Genomic DNA, 21,371 nt, shown 5'->3' with positions numbered 1-21,371 from the left:
GCACATACACTGTAAGGGGAGTCCTCTTTTGAAACGATTATATTTGAAACTTACGCCAAGTACCTTTAAGAATCGGATTTTGTTAGCTTTCTTACTGTTGGTACTAACACCCATTGCCATGCTCGTACTGTATAACTTCAAAGAGACAGAACAAATGCTGCAGGATAATGCGGAAACGAAGAACATAGAGCAGCTTATTGGGATTAAGAATGGTTTTGTTGATCTCATGAGTCTCGTTATGAAAACAGGGTCATTACTCGAACAAGATACAACGATTTTATCGATAATGAAGAATCCCGAGCAATCTGATGAAATCACGAGAAAAAAGCTCGTTGAAAACAAGTTTGGAGCGATTGAAAATACATTCTTCATGAGTGGAGCGACGGTGTATTATACTTTAATCGACCTTCATGGAAACGCATACACTTCCTTTATGCCGAGGGAAACCTTGAGCTACGACGAAATCCAATCGGAAGATTGGGTTCAAGCATTGAAGCGAGAAGGAGCGAATCGATATATATGGAATCCGAATGACAAGAACAATGTGGTCCGGGAAAGTACAACAAGTAAGAAAATGCTTAGCCTCTATGAGGTTATGCGTGATAATGGTTTTAACATTTATGCCTATGCAAGACTAAGTATCGATTATGAGGAGTGGTTTACTAGATCAACGTTAGGGAGTAAGCAGGAAGGGGCTTTTTTTCTGCTCGATGCCTCAGGGAGAATGATGCTTAATCCGGATAAGGATGAGACCTTTTCTCCAGATATTGCGCAGAGTATTGTGAAGAGTGACCACCAACGGCAGATAGAGCGTGCTGCATCCATCATCGATCCGAAGGAGAAAAGCTTATACACATACAGCTACATCGAAGAGTTAAATGGTTATGTCGTTAAAAAGGTACAGCTAGCACAGCTATTTCTTGAGGTGTATAAGCAGAAGCAACGATTTTTTGCTGTATTTGGAGTCATACTCCTGCTATTTGTTCTATTAACTTATTTTATATCATCGACGATTACAGTGCCGCTAAAGAAGCTGCAGAAGAAGATGGAGATGACCGCTAAAACGAATCTCAAAATGAAATTACCCGAGCAAGGGCGGGGAGAGATTCTTGCACTGACTCAGAGTTTCAATATAATGATCCATGATTTAAATGAACTGTTGCAGCGTCTTCAGCTTGAAGAAAAACAGAAGCAATTCGTTCGATTTCAGGTGTTACTTTCGCAGATGAATCCACATTTCCTACTAAATACATTGAATACTATAAAGAGCATCGCCTTAGATAAAGATGATGATGAAATTTATGGAATTTGTGTTGCACTAGGCAAAATATTGGAAACAACCTTAAATACGGAAGTGGATTTGATTCTGTTAAAGGATGAGATTGTACTAATTGAATCTTACATGGAGATTCAGCGGCAACGCTTCGGACATGGGATTGAGATTCAATATGATATCAACGAGGAACTACAATACGCATTAATCCCTAAATTCTGTCTTCAGCCCTTAATTGAAAATAGCTTGATTCACGGCTTCGGTCAGTCTGTGAAACAAGGGAAAATTGATATTTCCGCTAAGGTGACTGGACAGCAACTATATCTGCAGGTTAAAGATAACGGCATGGGGATAGATAGAGCACAGCTGAATAAGACTGCACGGAAACGACAAGGAATCGGTGTTCAGAATATTAGGGAGAGCTTAGAGCTGTTGTTCAAGAATCAACGGACAGGCATGGACATTGTATCATCAGACACAGGAACTGAAGTGATTATCCATTTTCCACTTCTTATTTCAAAACCTTACGATGGAGGTAAGCTCACATGTGGAGAACGTTAATTGTGGATGATGAACAACCCGCGGTTAAAAGTATACGGAAGTTATTCTTAAAGGCTGGAATCCCGTTTGAAATTATAGGTGAGGCGGAGAATGGAGAAGTAGGCTTGCAAATGATTCGTGAGCTTCATCCAGATGTGGTAGTGACGGATATCAATATGCCAGTGATGGATGGGGTGAAGCTCCTTCAAGTTGCGCGAGAGGAAGGCTTCGACTGCCGATTTGTAATGTTGACCGCGTTGAGTGAATTTGAATACGCCCGGCAAGCGCTCGTATTTGGGGCTTCGGACTACATTCTGAAGCTATCTTTAGATCTCCAAGGTTTGAAGCAGACCATGGATAAGGTTCATGCCGAGCTGGAGCGAATGGTGAAGATGAAGAAGGCCGATAAATGGTTTCCTGAGAAGCAACAAACGGGACCGACAGATCATGTGGAGATGAACAAAATAATTGCTTATATTGAAGAGCATTATTCTGAGGACATCTCGCTTAAATCCATGTCAGAGTTGATACGAATGGATGCCAGCTATATAAGTGACTTATTCAAGAAAAAGACAGGGAAAACTTTGACGAATTATATTCAAGAGCGGCGTATTCAGGCTGGAAAAATGCTGCTTGCAGAGACGAAGCTAACGATTAGTGAGATTGGGCAGCAGGTGGGCTTTGAGAACGATAATTATTTTATTAAAATTTTCAAAAAGTGGTGTGGCGTCACGCCAAATGAATTTCGCAAAGAACCAAAAAACGTTCTATAGTTTCCCAAATGTAGTTCATCCCCCAGAATCCGCTCTGATGATAAAGTTATAGACGTAGAGCACAACACATAATCCTTCCAAGGGGGAAGATATCGATGAAGAAAAAGTGGTATCCTGCAGTGCTTTCTGTCTTATTAGCAGGTACGATGCTGGCTGGTTGTGGTACTAGTGGAAGTAATGATGCGCAGGGCAGTGCAAATGGACAAACAGCAAAGGAGAAAATAAAGCTTACGATGTGGGGGGCAGTTCCGGCAGAAGCCGGGCCTCAAGCTGTAGTTGATAACTGGAATAAAGATCATCCAGACATTCAAGTCGAGTATATCCGTAATGTAAATGACGATGCTGGAAACTTAAAGCTGGATACTGCCTTGATGACCAATCAAAACATAGACCTTTTCATGAACTACGATCTTGCTCATTTACAGAAACGTATGGATGCAGGCGTTGCCTTGGATCTAAGCACGAAAACAGATTATGATATCGACAGCCAGATCGGCGAGGACGCAGCAATGTGGAAAATCAATGATAAGTACTATGGGATTCCTACAAAGAAAAACATGGCGTTTGTGTGGTTGAACAAAGATATGCTGGATGCAGCAGGATTACCGATTCCTGCGGTGGACTGGACCTGGTCAGATCTTCAGGAGTATGCGAAGAAGCTAACGAAGCCTGGTGTGTACGGATTATTGCAGGCAGATTCCTCCTTCTCAACAACGATGGACGGTACGCTTGCTGGAATGGGTGTGAAACAGGCGGATGGTACTTCAAACTTTGGGAATGATCTATGGAAAGAACACCTGGAAATATTGCATAACATGATGTTCGTGGACAAATCCACACCGGAATATGGCGAGCAACTGACCAGTAAAATGCCGGTTGACACCATGTTCTTGCAAGGCAAAGCGGCAATGCTGGCAGCAGGTGAGTTTATTTTCCGAAATGCGAACAACTTGAAAGACTATCCGCATGATTTCAAAACCGCGTTCGCCGCTATTCCAAAAGTGAATAAAGATCAAAAGGATTATAAATATTCGGGCGGTGTGGGTGACATGCTTTCTCTTAATGCGAAATCCAAGAATCTGGACGCAGCTTGGGAGTTCGCAAAATGGTATGCGGATGGCGGTATGCTGCCAATGGCAAGCGGTGGTCGTATTCCAGCCTCTAAGAGTGTAGATAGTAAGGAAGCAATGAGCCTTCTCATGAAGGGTGTGGAAGACAAATATGATACAGATTCAATGAATAAAATTGTATTCGGCAAATTCCCGTCCTTCCAGCTAAATGTAACTCAACAAGCCATTGATGCACGTAAAGAAGAGTATGAAAAATACTTTTTAAATAAGCAAGATATTGAAACCACGATGAAGAATATGCAAACCCGTTCGCAAGAGTTATTGAAATAATGAAATAGTTAGCACAAAAGAGAAGGAGGAAGATTTCTTCGTTCTTCTCTTTCGTGTACCCATTTTTCAGCATACGAAAGGCGGCGATACCGTGAAGCGGAGAAGCTGGATGGACAGACAAGGCTGGATCGGCATGACCTTTATTCTTCCGAATATGATTGGTATTCTCTTATTCTTTATTATTCCTGCAATCTATTCCTTTGTCCTCATGTTTACGAATTATCAATTTTCAAATCCGAATTGGCAATTTACTGGGCTGGATAATCTCAAACGATTGTTCCATGACGATAATTTCTATGCCTCGATCAAATATACGGTGATATTCCTGATATCGGTTCCAGTATCGATGGTGCTCGCATTTATTGTAGCGCTATTTCTAAACCGCAGTGTGTATCTTAAAGGCGTATTACGTGGAATGTTCTTCCTACCGTATATCTCCAGTGGAGTAGCCGTTGCATTTGTCTGGATGCTGCTATTTCAGCCTTCACAGGGACCCATCAATGAAATGCTTCGCTGGATTGGCATAACATCGCCGCCAGGATGGTTTGCGGATACGGAAACCGCAATGTATGCCATTGATATCGTACAAATCTGGCTGATGCTTGGCTACAATATGATCATATATTTAGCTGCATTACAGGAAATTTCGACAGAACAGCTGGAAGCTGCCCGGATCGATGGTGCAAGCACATTCAAAACAACATGGAAAATTGTATGGCCTCTTGTTAGTCCCACAACTTTCTTATTAATGATTACCGGATTAATTATGACGATGAAATCGTTCTCGATAATTCAAGCCATTACGGCTGGAGGTCCTAGCGGAAGTACGACGGTCTTATCACTATTCGTTTATAAAACAGCATTCAGTTATTACGATATGGGATACGCTTCAGCCATTTCATGGTTCTTGTTCGCCGTCATTCTCGTCATTACAGTCATTCAGTGGATCGGCCAAAAGCGCTGGGTTCATTACTAAATGATCCCACAAAGTGATGCTTTGCGGGGGGCCCCGAAACCATAATTTAAAGGAGCAGGCGGTATGAATGAAAAAGCAGGAAACATGAAGGTGAAACTGCCAGTAACGATCATCATGTTTGTTCTAGGACTATTTATGATTGTGCCTTTCCTATGGATGCTCAGCACATCCTTTCAGACACCTGCCGAGGTGTTTAACAAATGGCTGCCTTCATCTCTCAACTGGAGCAATCATATTCGGGTGTGGACAGGAAGTCATGATTTTGTTCCGTATTATTTAAATTCACTTAAGATTTCAATTATTGGAACTGTGGGGGCTGTGTTTCTATCTGCCCTTGCCGCTTACGGATTTTCACGTACTTCGTTCAAAGGTCGAGATGGACTATTTGTCATATATCTATCCATGATGATGGTTCCACCTCAGGTGCTTTTTGTTCCAAAGTTTATCATGTTTAACTGGGTTGGGATTTACAATACGCATTGGGCGCTGATCTTACCAGCCATGTTCTCAATCTTCGGTGTATTTATGCTTCGGCAGTTCTTTATGAGCATTCCTAAGGAAATTACGGAATCCGCTTTTTTGGATGGGGCGGGGCATTATAAGATATTTTTCCGCTTAATTCTGCCATTAGCGAAGCCAGCAATAGCAACGTTTGCTATTCTCGATTTCTCCTGGCAATGGAATGATTATGAGAATGCGCTTGTATTCTTGCAAAGCCCTAAACTATATACCATTCCGCTTGGATTGCAGAATTTTATTCTTGAGAACAATGTGGACTACAACGGGATGATGGCTGCTTCATCGGCTGCGATTATTCCAATGATTATTATCTTCTTTGTGGGTCAGAAATACATTATTCAAGGGATTTCAAGTTCGGCTGTGAAAGGCTAACTATAGGAGGAGTACTAACATGAGAACAGAAATGGTTAAATCCGATGTAACAGTGGTCGGTGGTGGACTTGCAGGAATGAACGCGGCGATCGCTGCAGCGCGCCTAGGGTTAAAGGTAGCACTAGTGCAAAACCGTCCTGTACTTGGTGGTAACTCGAGTTCAGAGGTTCGGGTATGGGTATGTGGTGCAACAGGACATGGTGTAAATCGATATGCACGTGAGACAGGCATTATGGGTGAGTTATTCATCGAGAATCAATACCGGAACCCGGAGGGAAATCCATACTTATGGGATCTAACCTTACTCGAAGCCGTGAAGGCAGAGTCGAATATCAGCCTGTTTCTAAATACCGATGTACGCGAAGTGGAAGCGGAAGGTGAGGCAGAGGATCGGACGATTCGCAGTGTGATTGGTTGGATGATGGGATCTGAGCGGTTGATTACGTTCAAGAGTGAGGCGTTCATCGATTGCACGGGCGATGGTTTGGTTGGCTTCCTGGCAGGAGCTGATTTCCGATTAGGACGTGAAGCCCGCCATGAATTTAATGAGGAATGGGCACCTGAAGTGCCTGATAACATTACATTAGGCAGTACATTATTGTTTTATACACAGGATACAGGAAAACCGGTACGTTATGTTGCTCCATCGTTCGCGAAGGATATTACAACAACGTCGATTCCGATCCGTCGGGTCATTCGGAGTGGAGATTCAGGCTGTCACTACTGGTGGATTGAATGGGGCGGTGAGCTTGATACAGTGGATGAGAATGAACGTATACGTGATGAGCTATCCTCTGTTATTTATGGGATTTGGGATTACATTAAAAACTCAGGTCATTTTGATGCCGAAAATATGACGCTGGAGTGGGTTGGCTCAATTCCTGGTAAACGTGAATACAGACGGTTTGTTGGCGATACGATCTTAACGCAAAATGATATTCTTGCGCAGCGTGAATTTGAAGACCGGATTGGATTCGGAGGATGGTCGATTGATCTGCATCCACCGCAAGGGATGTACGCAGAAGAGAGCGGCTCGAAACATCTGCATGCGGATGGGATTTATCATATTCCATTTAGTTCGCTCTATTCGAAGAATGTGCGAAATCTACTCTTCGCGGGTCGGAATATCAGCGCATCTCATGTGGCTTTTGGAACAACACGCGTCATGGCAACCTGTGCGATCATGGGTGAAGCGGCTGGAGCAGGTGCAGCATTATCCGTCATCAAAGGTGTAACCCCTCGTGAAATTCGCAAGCAGCATATGCATGAATTGCAACAGGTGATGTTAAAGCAAGATGCTTCGATTATTGGATTGCGCAACGAAGATCCGCTAGACCTCGCGAGAAATAGTGAGATTCATGCGTCCAGTACGATGAAAGGCATAGTACTGGATCGACCAGCTGAAGCTTATGAGCTTTCTCATGACGTAGGAATATTGTTTCCGGTTGAAGGAAATATCCTTGGGTTGAAGCTGCTTGTGTCAGCAAGTACTCAGTCAGAGTTGACCGTTGAGCTATGGACGACTGGGCGTGCGGAAAATTACGTTCCAGCAGAGTGTAGACAGGTTGATGTTGTAATAGTACAAGCTGGAGAGCAGCAATGTATTGATGTTCCGGTACAAGAGGAGCAGTGGAGTTCAATCGGCGAATGTAATATCTTCGCTATTATTCGAGCTAATGAGCATATTCAATTGCATATTTCAGAAACCCCAATCACAGGTGTTATTACATTTGAGCGAGGCGTTAAACCTGTAGTCGATTCAGCGCTGGAGGATCATCAGCCAGATCAGCCGGTGATGGAGTGGAGCATGAAACAGCTTGTACGCAGGCATTTCTGCTTTGCGGTAGAAACATCCGCATATGCTGCATCCAAAGTCACTGACGGGTATGTTCGACCTTTTGCAGGGCCACATAGCTGGGTTTCTGAGCCGATGACTGCTGGTAGAACGGAGTGGGTAGAGGCGCGTCTCCCGGATGCTGCTTCAGTCTCTGAAATTCATTTTACCTTTAACGATGATGTTAATGAGGATCTTATCAACTTACATCACCATGAAACGCCATTTCTAGTGATTCCTGAACTAGTAAAGGCTTACGATGTAGAGTTACTCATTGATGACGTGTGGCAAGTCATGTTCCGCGTCAAAGACAATCATCGCCGGAAGAACGTACATCGTTTAGAGAAGCCTGTCCTTACGGATGCTGTTCGGATCGTTGTTCATGAAACCAACGGAGGAGAACGTGCAGAACTCGTGGAAATGCGGATATATTAAGAAGAAACGGCTTAGCCGTCCTTATAGGGACGGTATCCGTTTCTGCGAGAAATACAAAATATATAGGATAACGTAAAACTTATACTTTTTTGTATTTTAAAATAGAGATCATTTATAAATGATCGCCCTTGGAGGGAAGCCGTCAGGCTTCCCTTTTCTTGTTTTTTAGATTACACTAGTCAAACGATATTTTTATATAAAGGAGACAGCTAATGACCACGAATACTAATGGCCGTCCCCCTGAGGCCGTATACATTCATATTCCTTTTTGTACCAATAAGTGCTTTTATTGTGATTTTAATTCCTACGTTCTCAAGGATCAGCCGGTTATGGATTATCTCCAAGCCTTGGATCGAGAAATGGAGCTGACCGTCAAGAACACTCCACCGGGAGTTATCAAAACGATCTTTGTCGGCGGTGGTACCCCAACAGTACTGAAGCCGGATGAGATGGCTTATTTTCTAAAATCAGTTCGGACACATTTCCCAAACTGGGATAAAGATATCGAGTTCTCTATGGAAGCAAATCCGGGAACTACGGATATAGATAAGTTGACGGTTATGAAAGAAGGCGGCGTGAATCGGGTGAGCTTTGGTGTTCAGGCGTTTCAGAACGAACTCCTTACGGGTATTGGCCGGATTCATAATGTTGACGATGTATACCGCAGCTTGGAGAATGCTCGTGCAGTTGGTCTTAACAACCTGTCGGTTGACCTTATGTTTGGTTTGCCGAACCAAACTGTAGAGATGCTGGGCGAAAGTATTCGTAAGGCCTTGGAGCTTGATTTACCCCACTATTCTATTTACAGCTTGAAGGTGGAGGAGAACACTCTTTTTCACACCCTATTTAATAAGAACATACTTCCTCTTCCTAATGAAGAAGATGAACTGCAAATGTACCTCTTGTTGATGTCATCTATGAAGGAAGCAGGCTATAACCAATACGAAATCAGTAACTTCGCAAAACCAGGTATGGAGAGTCGTCACAATATCACTTACTGGCGTAATGAAGATTATTATGGTCTCGGGGCAGGTGCACATGGATATGTGGGGCGCCAGCGTCATATTAATGTTAAGGGTGTAAATCCTTATGTTGAAGCTACACGTAAAGGGTTGCCTCGATTAGACGCATACCCAATCACTGAAGCAGAAGCGATGGAGGACTTTATGATGGTTGGCTTACGTATGCATGAAGGCGTCTCAAATGAGGCTTTTCAAGCGCAATTTGGGCGTTCGATAGAGGATGTATTTGCGAAATCCTTGCATAAGATGCTGCATGCGGGTCTACTTGAGCACGAAGAGGGGACTTACCGACTCAGCAAGCAAGGGATCCTTTTCGGGAACGATGTTTTCGCGGAATTTGTAGGCGCACTGACAGAAGTTTAATTTTAAAATACCCCTTGAATTGTAATTCACTCTGTTGTATATTTATTCATATTATCAACAGAGGGGTGAATTAAAGTGCTTGCCAAGACGGAAATGATCCGCCATTCGTCTCCAGCAGGAGACGCACAGGTGATTTGCAGAAATGCTGTGATAGAAGATGTTGAACCGTTGTATCTGATGATAGAAGAATACGCACAGCGCGGGATCATGTTGCCCCGTTCCAGGCAGGCGCTGACACGCCAGATCGATCAATTCGTTGTTGCAGAAATTGGCGGCAGATTCGTTGGCTGTGGGTCACTCTTCAGACTCGGGAATGATCTTGTAGAGATTCGCTCGATCGGTCTGAATGACGAAGGTAAGGGCAAAGGTGTAGGCTCAATGATTTTAGAGAAGTTGGTTGAGGAAGCCAGAAACCAGAAAATCCCTAAGGTCATGGCACTAACCTACGCCGTAGATTTCTTTCTTAGAAACGGATTCGAAGTTGTTGAGAAAGAGATTTTTCCCGAAAAGGTATGGACAGATTGCGTGAATTGTAAAAAGCAGCATGCCTGCGATGAAATAGCAGTACTTAAGATGCTGAACTGACTTGACAATGTCAATGTCAGTTTGGTATTTTTGTATTAGTGGTTAGCACTCATCTGAGTCGAGTGCTAACGAATCGGAGCCAACAGCCGATAGGAGGGGATAACATGTTAACTGATCGCCAGAGAATGATACTAAATGCAATTGTAGATGATTATATTTCATCGGCAGAACCAGTAGGATCTCGCAGCATTTCTAAACGGGGTGATGTAGGGTACAGCCCTGCGACTATTCGAAATGAAATGGCTGACCTAGAGGATTTGGGTTATCTCGAGCAGCCTCATACATCGGCGGGGAGAATACCTTCCCATAAAGGATACCGATATTATGTGGATCATTTGGTACCGTGGAATTCCGCCGAAACGGCAGAGATGGGCACGATCCGCGCTTTTTTTGCCGAGAAGCTGAATGCGATGGAGCAGGTAATCCAACATGCGGCGATGATTCTTTCCAATATGACGAATTACACTTCCATCCTTCTGGGACCGGAGGTTTTTCATACATCATTGCGTCATTTTCAGTTGTTACCACTAGATGATAAAACCGCTGTAGCGATTATTGTTACAAGTACGGGTCAAGTTGAGAACCGTACGGTGAACATTCCGCCGGAGATATCCGTTTCCGAGATGGAGAAAGTGGTTAACCTACTGAATAGTAAGCTGGTCAATGTACCACTCTATAAGCTGAAGACTCGGCTGTATTCCGAGCTTGGCGAGGAAATGCAGCGTCACATCTCACATTATGAAGAATTAATGCAAGTGCTAGACATTGCGCTGGAAAGTGATCAAGAGCAGCGTATCTATCTTAGTGGAGCGACGAATATGCTTACACAGCCTGAGTTCAAGGATGTTGACAAGGTGAAAAGCATTCTTGATCTGCTGGAAGAGACGCCTACATTGCTCAAAATGCTGGCCCCTACAACTGGCGGCACTGGTATCCAGGTCCGAATAGGGACGGAGAACAATCATGAAGCGTTCGCTAACTGCAGTCTGATCACCGCCACTTATTCTCTTGATGGGCAGGCACTGGGGAGCATTGGTATCCTTGGTCCGACACGAATGGAATATGCAAGAGTGATGGGGATCTTGGGCATTTTATCCCGAGATTTGACAGCGATGCTGGCACACTGGTATAAGTGAACAGAGTCAACATTGATTACGTGAATGATTTTAATGAATGATTTTAAGGAGGTGAAGACAACTTGAAAAAGGAACAAGTTCAAGATGCTAATGAATTCAAAGATGAATTGATAAATGAGGAACCTGAGGCTGATGTAGCTTCGGAAACCGACTCATTTACGGCAGAAGAAATTAGTGAAGGTGCTTCAGACACAGGTTCGGAGGTAAAACGTCTGCAGGATCTCGCTGATGAATATCAAGGACGTGCGCTGCGTGCGCAGGCTGATTTCGATAACTTCCGTCGTCGTACTCAGAAGGAGAAAGAAGAGTTGGCTCAATATGCCACCTCCAAGCTCGTGACTGAATTGCTTTCAGTACTGGACAATTTTGAGCGTGCTTTAGTGACTACTCCTAGCAGCCCAGAATCCGAAGCTTTCGTGAAGGGTGTTAATATGATTTTCCGTCAGCTAGATGGGGTATTGAAGTCCGAGGGACTTACGGCTATGGAAACAGTAGGACAGCCTTTTAATCCTGAATACCATCAGGCTATTATGCAGGTGGAGAGCGAGGAGTACGAAGAGGGTATCGTAACGGAAGAGGTCCAAAAGGGATACCTCCTGAAAGATAAAGTCCTTCGTCCTGCTATGGTCAAAGTCAGCATGTAATCTGTATATATAGGACGGGCAGTATCTGTCCACCATGTACCAATCGAATTTTTTAAATATTTTATTATTTTAATGAGCGAATGCTCCATATACCTTTAGAGGAGGCAAATTATTGTGAGTAAAGTTATCGGTATTGACTTAGGAACCACGAACTCTTGCGTTGCCGTAATGGAAGGCGGCGAAGCCGTTGTAATTCCAAACCCAGAGGGCGCACGTACAACCCCTTCGGTGGTAGGTTTTAAGAAAGACGGCGAGCGTATCGTCGGTGAAACAGCTAAACGCCAAGCAATTACTAACCCTGATCGTACGATCAGCTCTGTTAAACGTCACATGGGTACTAACCATAAAGAAAGCATCGATGGTAAAGACTACTCCCCACAAGAAATTTCAGCAATGATTCTTCAAAAGCTGAAATCCGATGCAGAAGCATATCTTGGCCAAACTGTTACTCAAGCAGTTATCACAGTTCCTGCTTATTTCAATGACAGCCAACGTCAAGCTACTAAAGATGCAGGTAAAATTGCAGGCTTGGAAGTTTTGCGTATTGTGAATGAGCCAACAGCTGCAGCTTTGGCATATGGTCTGGAGAAATCCGAAGATCAAACTATCCTTGTCTATGACCTTGGTGGCGGTACGTTCGACGTATCTATCCTTGAACTGGGCGATGGATTCTTTGAAGTAAAAGCTACAAGCGGCGACAACAAACTTGGTGGCGATGACTTTGACCAAGTGGTTATGGATCATCTGGTATCCGAATTTAAGAAAGAGCAAGGCATTGATCTGAGCAAAGATAAATCTGCTGTACAACGTTTGAAAGATGCAGCTGAAAAAGCGAAGAAAGAATTGTCGGGCGTACTGACAACCACTATTTCTCTTCCGTTCATCACTGTAGTTGACGGAGTACCTCAGCATTTGGAGATCAACTTGACTCGTGCGAAGTTTGATGAGCTTACTGCTGGTCTAGTAGAACGTACTTTGGGACCAACTCGTCAAGCATTGTCTGATGCTGGTATGACGCCTGCAGACCTTACCAGAATCGTTCTGGTTGGTGGTTCTACACGTATTCCTGCTGTACAAGATGCAATTAAGAAGCTTACAGGTAAAGATCCACACAAAGGTGTGAATCCGGATGAAGTTGTTGCTCTTGGTGCTGCTGTTCAAGCGGGTGTATTGACTGGTGATGTTAAGGACGTTGTATTGCTCGACGTAACTCCGCTTTCCCTCGGTATCGAAACTGCAGGTGGCGTGTTCACGAAAATGATCGAGCGTAACACTACAATTCCTACAAGTAAATCCCAAGTATTCTCGACCTTTGCTGACAACCAACCTAGCGTTGAGATTCACGTGCTACAAGGTGAGCGCCAAATGGCGAATGGCAACAAAACATTGGGACGCTTCATGCTGAACGAGATTCCACCAGCACCACGTGGCGTACCACAAATCGAAGTTTCTTTCGATATTGATGCCAACGGTATCGTGAATGTGTCTGCAACTGATAAAGGCACTAACAAGAGCCAAAAGATCACTATCACTTCTTCCAGCGGTCTGAGCGACGCAGAAGTAGAACAAATGATGAAGGATGCCGAGCTTCATGCTGAGGAAGACCGTAAGCGTAAAGAATTGGTAGAAGCGAAGAACAGCGCTGACCAACTCGTATATTCCACTGAGAAAGTGATCAAAGATCTTGGTGATAAAGCTGATGCTTCCGAAGTTGAAAAAGCAAACGAAGCTAAAGATAAAGTGAAAGCAGCACTTGAAACTGACAATCTTGAAGAAATCAATGCAGCTACAGAAGCATTGACTGAGATTGTACAACAGTTGTCCATGAAGCTGTACGAACAAGCTGCTCAAGCAGAGCAAGGTGCTGAAGGTGGCGCTGGAGCTGCTGAAGGCGCTCCTAAGAAAGACAATGTAGTTGACGCTGATTATGAGGTTGTTGACGAAGATAAGAATCAAGGGTAACCTTAAACGATAAATGTATAGGGCGTAACTGATAAATTCTTATATAGTTAAGAAGGGAAGGTCAAAACCGGGTCATCCCGTGTTTTGACTTTCCTTTTGTAATATCAGTTTGCACACTCTTCGCGAATGCGCCTTCTGATATTGTAAGAATAAACATCTGCTGGAACTGGATGGTCAGATCCTAGGGTTTTATCGTATAATGGTTTCTTTGGCAGGTAATTTAGGAATTTGAGTATGTAATGTACGGAGGTGAAAGCAGTGGCAGATAAACGCGATTATTATGAAGTGCTTGGCCTCAGTAGAGATGCTTCAGACGACGAGGTGAAGAAAGCGTACCGGAAATTGGCGCGCCAATATCACCCAGACGTGAATAAAGCAGATGACGCTGAAGCTAAGTTTAAAGAAGTAAAAGAAGCTTACGATGTTCTTAGCGACGGACAACAGCGAGCTAGATATGACCAGTATGGCCATATTGATCCTAACCAAGGTATGGGCGGCTTCGGAGGCGGCGGTGGCGACTTCGGAGGATTAGGCGATATCTTTGATATGTTCTTTGGCGGCGGCGGACGTCGTGATCCTAACGCACCACAGCGTGGTGGGGATTTGCAGTATACGATGACCATTGAATTCAAGGAAGCGGTATTCGGTAAAGAAACTGATATCACTATTCCACGTACGGAAACTTGCGATACCTGCTACGGCTCCGGGGCTAAACCGGGTACTAAACCAGAGACTTGTTCCACTTGTCATGGTAGTGGGCAACAGGAATTCGTACAGAATACACCACTTGGACAGATGCGTAATCGTCGTCCATGTTCACATTGCAGTGGTACAGGTAAGATTATTAAGGAAAAATGTACGACTTGTAGCGGACAGGGTAAAGTTAAGAAGCAGCGTAAGATTCATGTACGCATCCCTGCAGGTGTCGATGACGGTGCGCAGCTGCGCATGACTGGCGAAGGCGAGGGCGGCTTACGCGGTGGTCCTGCTGGAGACTTGTATATTGTCATCCGTGTCAAATCGCATGATTTCTTCGTACGTGAGAACGATGACATTATGTGCGAGGTTCCACTTACATTTGCACAGGCTGCACTTGGCGATGAGATTGAGATTCCTACCTTAACGGAAAAAGTGAAGCTGAAGATTCCTGCGGGAACGCAGACCGGTACTTTCTTCCGCCTTAAAGGTAAAGGTGTTCCACGTCTACGTGGATCTGGCCAAGGTGACCAGCATGTTAGAGTCATTGTTGTGACACCTAGCAAGCTGAATGATGAGCAAAAAGATTTGTTGCGACAGTTCGCCTCTCTAAATGGAGAAAACACACATGAGCATGAGCAATCTTTCTTTGATCGTGTGAAGCGTGCGTTCCGCGGGGACTGATATTTCTAACTTCATTAATTGAGCAAATAAATAATACAGCAGAGCAGCTATCCTCCCGTTATTTGGGGATCGCTGCTCTGTTTTTTTGAATAAGGCAGTTTGCTCATGTCGACTGTTAGTAGGGACAAGCTAGCCAATCTCATACGGTGCTTTTCAAGCCAATAGCGACTATGGGGTCCGTTAGCATGCCAAATATCGCATAATCCAGCGTTTAAGGTCATCTGAGTCCGATGACTGACTCGGAAACGCAAATGTGACCTATAGACGAAAAAGCCCCAGCAGTCATTGGCTGCTGGGGCTTTCTTTTAAAGTGCAACTAGATGTTGTTCGAAGAACGTAGGTCCTCAAGCACACGGCTCAGAATTGTTGCTGCTTGTGCACGAGTCAATGTACCTTGTGGATTGAAGCTGTCCGCAGTAACACCTTTGAGATAACCTTTGGTTACAGCATAGGCTACAGCGTTGCGTGCCTCCGCAGCGATGTTATCCGCATCCTTAAAGCTTAAAGGTGTCTTGGCTACTGTAAGATCAGCACCAAGAGCCTTAGCGATGATAAGAGCTGCTTCCTCGCGAGTCAGCACATCACGAGATCCACTTTCTTTGATGCGAGTACTCCAAGTGTCACCTTTTCCAAGTAGACGGTCGAAGAGCGTTAGAAGCTCTGCCTGATTTAAAGTGTCAGCAGGTTTAAAGCTGCCATCGGCTCCTTTGCCGGCAATGATACCATGTGAAGCAAGGATTTCGATATCGGTTTGAGCCCAGTGTGTGCCAATATCTTTAAAGCTTATTTTTCGGGATGCTGCACTGTAAGAACCGTCACCAGTAACGTTAAACTGTAGAATCCCTTCTTTAGAGATAGAACCAGGTAGTAGATAGGACCATTTATGATCCTTTGATTCTACATAAGCGGCAGTCTTTCGTGCATCATGAAGACTGCTGGCCTTTAGATTAAGCTGAAGGATGATCGGCTTTCCGGTTGTCCAACCATTTTTGATAGTGAGAATGGAAGAACCGATATTTATTGCTGCTGAGCTACCTGCTAAAATTGCTGTGTTGCCTGCATCTGTCAGGCTAATCGTAAGGGTCAAGCCGTTGCTGTTGATGAAATCCGGAAGAGTCGCCGCTGGAATAAGTACATTGAACCCACTACCGTTTAGGCGGAGTGCATTCTCCGATTTCTTTAACTGCTCGGCTTGGGCCGGGGTAAGAGTAACAACAACTTGGCTATATTTATTGAAGCTTACATCGCTAAGATCAAGTACAGAAGTTTTATCTTTTGCATTCTGGATCGAATTTGCTAATGCAGTGTCTAAGATGTTGAACACCGCTGAAGACTTGCCACCTGCTGGATCTGCAGTCTCTACTAGCTTCCCAGATTTCAATGCGATTCCAGAAGCGGGAGCACTGGTTGCCGTAGGTACATTCGATTCAGGTGTAGGTGTTGGCTTCGGTGTTTCAGGTGTGTTAACAGTTACGCTTACCGTTCTCAAACCAGATGGGATCGTTGATGTTGTAGCATCATTCCAGACCTGTACATCGTATAGCTCCAAGTCGTATTTTCCCGCTTTAGATGGTTTGAAGGTTATTTTGCCTAGTGAGCCAGAGCCGTGATAAGCACCACCTGATAGATTGACGCTATACTGTGTCAGTTTGCGGCCGTCTCCGAGATCATAGGTTTCTGAGAATTCTGTAAGTGCAACACTAGAGAAATTCTCCTCTTGATACGTAGCCAGTTGTACGCTTGGCTGGATCGCTGGTGTTTCGAGAGAACCATCGTAGATGACAGCGAATGAAGCCCCATAGATGCCATAAACCTCATCAGTCACGGAATACCCTAGATCAACGGTTACCGGCTGTCCCAAATCAATAGTGGCTGCAGATAGAGACGGATTTACATTGAAAATACCATCCCCTGTGCTATAAAGCAGTCGCTGAGCATAATCATCGTCGTCTGCGCCATTACCTACTTTATCAACCACATAGATTTTGTACTCATTAAGCCCTTCGTTAACCGGAACGTCAATGGAAAAAGCACCATTACCTGCAATTACTCCACCGAATTTATAAGTATTTCCATCATAATGTTTACCTTCGGCGTACACGGTAAACCAGTTTCCAATAGGTTTTGTATTAGAAATATAATAGGCCATTAGGTCATCATCAATGAACCCACTAATTTCTGCCGCACCAGGATCGGTTGGCGCCTCACGTTCGTACTCCTCAAGTGTGATGCCGGAAACTAATGGCTTCTCGGTATCAATTGTGAACTTGATCTTTTGTGTCTCGAGCAGTTGTCCATTGGGAAGCACAGGAGTGATGTAGTAGTGACCATCTGGTAAAGTGGACTTGGCGGAGGTCTCCAGGTCTGTTAACGTTCCATCCCAATTTGTAATTTCGTACACGCCACGATAGACCTTTTCATCGATAGAATAAACTGCACCTAAAACTGTCGCAGGAGCATCTATTGAAGAGGCTACAAAACTTATGCCATCCAGCTCTTCATTGACAGAGAAGGTAAAGGTGGTATCGTCTGAGCGTCCATCCCCATTAGGAGAAATCTGTGGATCTTCAAAAGAAAGTTGATTAACAGGCTCTAAATTGAATTTATCGCCAACAAGTGCATTAAAGGGAAGACGAAGAGTTTCTGTATCAGAGGTTAGGAACAGGATGCCTTCATATGCTCCCTCTTTTGCAGTGTCAGAAACCTTCAGTGTAAATTGTGCATAATGATCTACACCTGAGGTAATACTTTTTGGTGCAATATTAATACTAATGTCACCAGGCGCTTCTGTAAGCCATTCGGTGGACAGCGTGTAGGTTGATCCAATCCCTTTAAAGTCCTCTACATAAACTGATTTTGTTACGCTAGCCCCTTTTGGGAGCAGGCCAAAGGACAAGGAACCTGTGTAATAAGGGATTTCTACAGTATCTGGAAGACCACTAATTAAGCTCTCCCCGACTTTAGCAATAGATTCAGCTTTAGCTGATTTCTCCAAATTAATTAATCCGGCACCTTGTTGATATAGTGAGTAAGGATTCCCATCACGGTTAAAGATAGGATCAGCATTGTTCATTAGCAGTGCTTTAATTTCATTTGGCTTAAGATCAGAGTTTTCACTCAGTAGCAAAGCTACAGCTCCTACAACATGTGGGGTTGCCATGCTGGTGCCGCTTTTTAAGCCATAAGCGTGTTCGTAATCCCCACTCCAGCTAGGAATTGTGGAGTTGATATTTACTCCAGGAGCTACAACATCAGGTTTGATTAGATAATCCGGCATCCCCGGGCCCATAGAGCTGAAGTTTGCTAACTGATTTACTTCAAGCCCTATATAGTAACTGATAATATCTTTAGCAGCATCCAATTGAGCTTTTATCTTTTTCCCATCTGCTTGAGTAATTCCGTAGGTAGGAATGTAAATCCCGGGCGCACCAAGGGTGGGACTGATTTCACCAGCAGCATTATTAGCAATTAGGACAAGCTTGGCTCCAGCTGCTTTGGCATTTAGAGATTTATCTCCGAAACTCAGCACACCTCGATCGACAAGGACTACCTTATCTTTGACGTCCAAATTTGTGTAATCGGAAGTACCTCCAAGACCAGCGTAAACGATCTTACTGCCAGCAATATTATCAACTAAGTCTGGGGAGTAAGTTGCTAAGGTCCCTGGAATTTTTTTAACATCGCCAATATCAAAGAATGGGGTATTCACTGGGGTAGTAGAAGCACCTACACTAAGTGCGAGTTGAGATCCAGCAGGTTCGCCCAATGTTCCTACATCCGGTCCAGCGTTACCGGCGGCAACTACAACATTCACGCCCGACTTTATGGCGTTGTCTATCGCGATTGAACTTGCGGAATAGCTTTGGTTAACATCAGAGCCCAGGGAGAGGTTAATTATATCGGCTCCATCAGCGACCGCTTTCTCAATACCCGCGATTACAACCGCTGTTGGACCGGAACCGTAAGGGCCAAGTACGCGATACGCGTACAAATCCACCTCAGGTGCAACATCCAATATTGTACCGGCTACATGAGTGCCATGCGAGGTTTCATATGGGCTACCATTTTTTGGAGGGAAGTTGGCATCAGGAGGTGTTTCTGACGGATCATTATCCTGATCATAAGCATCGTAACCGCCCTTATAATTATCCTTTAATAAAGGGTGGTTTTTATCGATGCCGGTATCTACAACCGCTACCTGTACCCCTTCTCCTGTGTAACCTAATGCATGTAGTGTATCCGCACCTATAAGATTGCCACTGTCCGAATAAGAACGTGTAACAGGCAAAGTCGCTACCTCAACACTGTCTGCTAACGCATGTACTTCATCATTTGGATAAACAGCCGCAACGCCCGGAAGCTCTAGCAGCTTGTTTACTTGATTGGCTGGCAACGTAATGGAATACCCGTTAAAAATTTCACTGTATTCAAAACCGATGTCGGCATCGATTTTCTGCGCTGAGGAAATAAAGCTTTTATGCTCTGAGATAATTTTACTGCGTTGTAAGGAGACTGAGGATCGTAAAGAAGAAGTTTTAGCCTCATTTTCATACACACTGACTGGTTTATTAGTTAATTCCACAATTACGGATACTGGTGCTGAACCTTTGAGCACACCCGCGTAGTTATGAGGGGTCACACTTTGAGACTGTACATTATTAGCTAGGTTAGTTGATGTTTCAAGGGATGAGTTCGCAAATGCAGCGGATGGAAAAAGGACAGAAACAGCCAGTCCGAAGCTCGCCGCCCCAATACCAAATTTTTGAATAGAGTGTTTAAAGGTACGTTTCAAATAAGTTCATCCTCCCAAATGAATTTTTATATTGCAGGGTGTATCTGTAGTTCTCCTCCTCAGCGTAAAATGTAAAAAATTATGAAAATTAAATTTATTCTACAGCTATAACTTCAAATCGAATATACAACTTTAGCACTATATTGCAGGGAAGCGTCGAGGAAAATGTCGAATTCCCAGTAAATAAGTGGAGTATGAGAAAAAAAGGGCATAAAAGAAGTGAAATGAAGACAATATAAAGGAATGCAACAGATATCTGAATTTCAAGCGAGAGCGGGGATAAGATGTCGGAAAGATCTATTTTGGCTTATTTTAAAAGTCCTGAAGAAGCGGAGGGTGTTGCTCGTAAGCTCCGTGCACTTCGGGCCATTGAAATTTCCGTTGATCGCTTCAGTAGATATGGAGGCACGAGCTTTAGCTCAGGGGTAAACCCAGTGACAGGCAATGTTGCCAGAATGGACTCCATGACTGCTGAGCGTGCACACACAGGCATACTAGCTGCTGCTGATACCAGCGCCAGTGGGATGAGTCATGGCGGAGATGGAGGACCGACGGGTAGAGATATTTTACTTACGGTGATCTTGAATTCGGAGTCCCATGATCAAGCATTACGCTTAATTGAAGAAGCAGGCGGGATGATTTGAATAATAATTTTCTTAATAAGAAGGGAGACGATCGATACTATGGATAGAGAGAACTCGCAAATATTCTCAAAGACCGAGAAGATGAAAATGCTGTACGAGGCGAAGGCAGAGGACGTAGAGTTTTCAGCAGCGGAGGCAGATCTGGAGGATATCGAAGCCCAGGCCCGGGCGTTAGAAGCAGACAAACGTCAGCTGCATGAAATTATGAAAAAAGAATAGATGCTAAAAGCTAAGGCAGATACCTCACATTGTGGGGTATTTTTGCGTTCTGGTGTGTATAATTAGGAGAATAGCCCAAGCAGGGGGGAGAATATGGACAACGTTATTTTATGGATAGGTTTAGCACTGCTTATCGCATTCTTAACTTTTATGAATCAGAAGCAACTGTACTCTTCAAAAGTAAAACAGGCCTACCGTGAGCTGCGGGAGCTAACTGAAAAAGTTCGGCTGGAACGATCTGAGGCAAGCGATTTATACCGTTGGGAAGTAGAATTAGCCGAGATGGAGAAACACCCGAACGAACTTAATAAACTGGATGCTGAGATTGGGGTTCGCCAGGCGTTTGTGATGTATTTGGAAAGACATAGTCCTCTGGATGCAAGACTTCCAAGTTTAAAGGAGGCTGCTGCCCATCAGAAGGATTCAGTATGGGGAATCAAGATGGGAGATTACGGATCCAAGAAATAAGGAAATGTACATATAAGGGCTATGTTTGCTGGAC

General features: G+C 44.1%; 16 protein-coding genes. 15 read left to right on the top strand and 1 reads right to left on the bottom strand.

Going from position 1 to position 21,371, the window contains the following annotated elements; translation table 11 throughout:
• Nucleotides 1-28: 28 nt before the first annotated feature.
• From MKY99_RS23570 to dnaJ, 12 genes are all read left to right on the top strand, one after another.
• On the top strand, nucleotides 29-1,834 hold the full coding sequence (locus MKY99_RS23570; RefSeq protein WP_339266632.1) for a histidine kinase: 1,806 nt from the start codon (nucleotides 29-31) through the stop codon (nucleotides 1,832-1,834).
• Complete coding sequence (locus MKY99_RS23565) at nucleotides 1,819-2,586, top strand: response regulator (protein WP_149647635.1); 768 nt, start codon at nucleotides 1,819-1,821, stop codon at nucleotides 2,584-2,586. Before MKY99_RS23570 ends, MKY99_RS23565 begins: the two co-directional genes overlap by 16 nt.
• 95 nt (nucleotides 2,587-2,681) lie before the next feature.
• A complete protein-coding gene (locus tag MKY99_RS23560) occupies nucleotides 2,682-3,986 on the top strand; it encodes an extracellular solute-binding protein (RefSeq protein WP_339266629.1) in 1,305 nt (434 codons plus the stop codon).
• A 91-nt stretch (nucleotides 3,987-4,077) separates the two neighbouring features.
• Nucleotides 4,078-4,962, top strand: coding sequence for a sugar ABC transporter permease (locus MKY99_RS23555; RefSeq protein WP_231573337.1), 885 nt, complete (start codon nucleotides 4,078-4,080; stop codon nucleotides 4,960-4,962).
• A gap of 63 nt (nucleotides 4,963-5,025) precedes the next feature.
• The gene (locus MKY99_RS23550; protein ID WP_076284811.1) at nucleotides 5,026-5,853 is read left to right on the top strand and encodes a carbohydrate ABC transporter permease; all 828 of its coding nucleotides are present in this window, start codon (nucleotides 5,026-5,028) and stop codon (nucleotides 5,851-5,853) included.
• A 19-nt stretch (nucleotides 5,854-5,872) separates the two neighbouring features.
• Nucleotides 5,873-8,122: an FAD-dependent oxidoreductase gene (locus MKY99_RS23545; protein ID WP_339266626.1), complete on the top strand. Its 2,250-nt coding sequence runs from the start codon at nucleotides 5,873-5,875 to the stop codon at nucleotides 8,120-8,122.
• Nucleotides 8,123-8,334: 212 nt separating this feature from the next.
• The gene (gene hemW / locus MKY99_RS23540) at nucleotides 8,335-9,507 is read left to right on the top strand and encodes a radical SAM family heme chaperone HemW (protein ID WP_339266624.1); all 1,173 of its coding nucleotides are present in this window, start codon (nucleotides 8,335-8,337) and stop codon (nucleotides 9,505-9,507) included.
• A 93-nt stretch (nucleotides 9,508-9,600) separates the two neighbouring features.
• On the top strand, nucleotides 9,601-10,092 hold the full coding sequence (locus MKY99_RS23535; RefSeq protein WP_042194380.1) for an N-acetyltransferase: 492 nt from the start codon (nucleotides 9,601-9,603) through the stop codon (nucleotides 10,090-10,092).
• Nucleotides 10,093-10,196: 104 nt separating this feature from the next.
• Nucleotides 10,197-11,228 (top strand): heat-inducible transcriptional repressor HrcA, encoded by a 1,032-nt coding sequence (gene hrcA / locus MKY99_RS23530; protein ID WP_042191003.1) that lies wholly within the window; start codon nucleotides 10,197-10,199, stop codon nucleotides 11,226-11,228.
• Between the two features lie 62 nt (nucleotides 11,229-11,290).
• The gene (gene grpE / locus MKY99_RS23525) at nucleotides 11,291-11,872 is read left to right on the top strand and encodes a nucleotide exchange factor GrpE (RefSeq protein ID WP_076284809.1); all 582 of its coding nucleotides are present in this window, start codon (nucleotides 11,291-11,293) and stop codon (nucleotides 11,870-11,872) included.
• A 114-nt stretch (nucleotides 11,873-11,986) separates the two neighbouring features.
• Complete coding sequence (gene dnaK / locus MKY99_RS23520) at nucleotides 11,987-13,834, top strand: molecular chaperone DnaK (RefSeq protein ID WP_042190999.1); 1,848 nt, start codon at nucleotides 11,987-11,989, stop codon at nucleotides 13,832-13,834.
• Between the two features lie 258 nt (nucleotides 13,835-14,092).
• Entirely contained in the window at nucleotides 14,093-15,214 is a 1,122-nt protein-coding gene (gene dnaJ, locus MKY99_RS23515; RefSeq protein ID WP_042130386.1) for a molecular chaperone DnaJ, read from the top strand.
• Between the two features lie 316 nt (nucleotides 15,215-15,530).
• Here dnaJ and MKY99_RS23510 read toward each other — a convergent pair whose 3' ends face one another.
• Nucleotides 15,531-20,006, bottom strand: a complete 4,476-nt coding sequence (locus tag MKY99_RS23510) for a S8 family serine peptidase (RefSeq protein WP_339266621.1) — start codon at nucleotides 20,004-20,006, stop codon at nucleotides 15,531-15,533.
• A 284-nt stretch (nucleotides 20,007-20,290) separates the two neighbouring features.
• On the opposite strand from MKY99_RS23510, the gene MKY99_RS23505 reads away from it, so the two are divergent.
• The 3 genes from MKY99_RS23505 to MKY99_RS23495 all read left to right on the top strand — a co-directional run bounded on the left by MKY99_RS23505 (nucleotide 20,291) and on the right by MKY99_RS23495 (nucleotide 21,337).
• Nucleotides 20,291-20,650 carry a hypothetical protein gene (locus tag MKY99_RS23505; RefSeq protein ID WP_042190997.1) on the top strand — a complete coding sequence of 120 codons (360 nt, stop codon included), beginning with the start codon at nucleotides 20,291-20,293 and terminating at the stop codon, nucleotides 20,648-20,650.
• A 39-nt stretch (nucleotides 20,651-20,689) separates the two neighbouring features.
• Nucleotides 20,690-20,869: a YfhD family protein gene (locus MKY99_RS23500; protein WP_042130382.1), complete on the top strand. Its 180-nt coding sequence runs from the start codon at nucleotides 20,690-20,692 to the stop codon at nucleotides 20,867-20,869.
• Nucleotides 20,870-20,962: 93 nt separating this feature from the next.
• A complete protein-coding gene (locus tag MKY99_RS23495; protein WP_076299679.1) occupies nucleotides 20,963-21,337 on the top strand; it encodes a hypothetical protein in 375 nt (124 codons plus the stop codon).
• The last annotated feature ends 34 nt before the right edge of the window (nucleotides 21,338-21,371 follow it).

This window comes from Paenibacillus sp. FSL R5-0470, from assembly GCF_037975205.1.
Classification (GTDB): Bacteria; Bacillota; Bacilli; order Paenibacillales; family Paenibacillaceae; genus Paenibacillus_AQ.
This window is presented reverse-complemented; position numbering and strand designations above follow the sequence as displayed.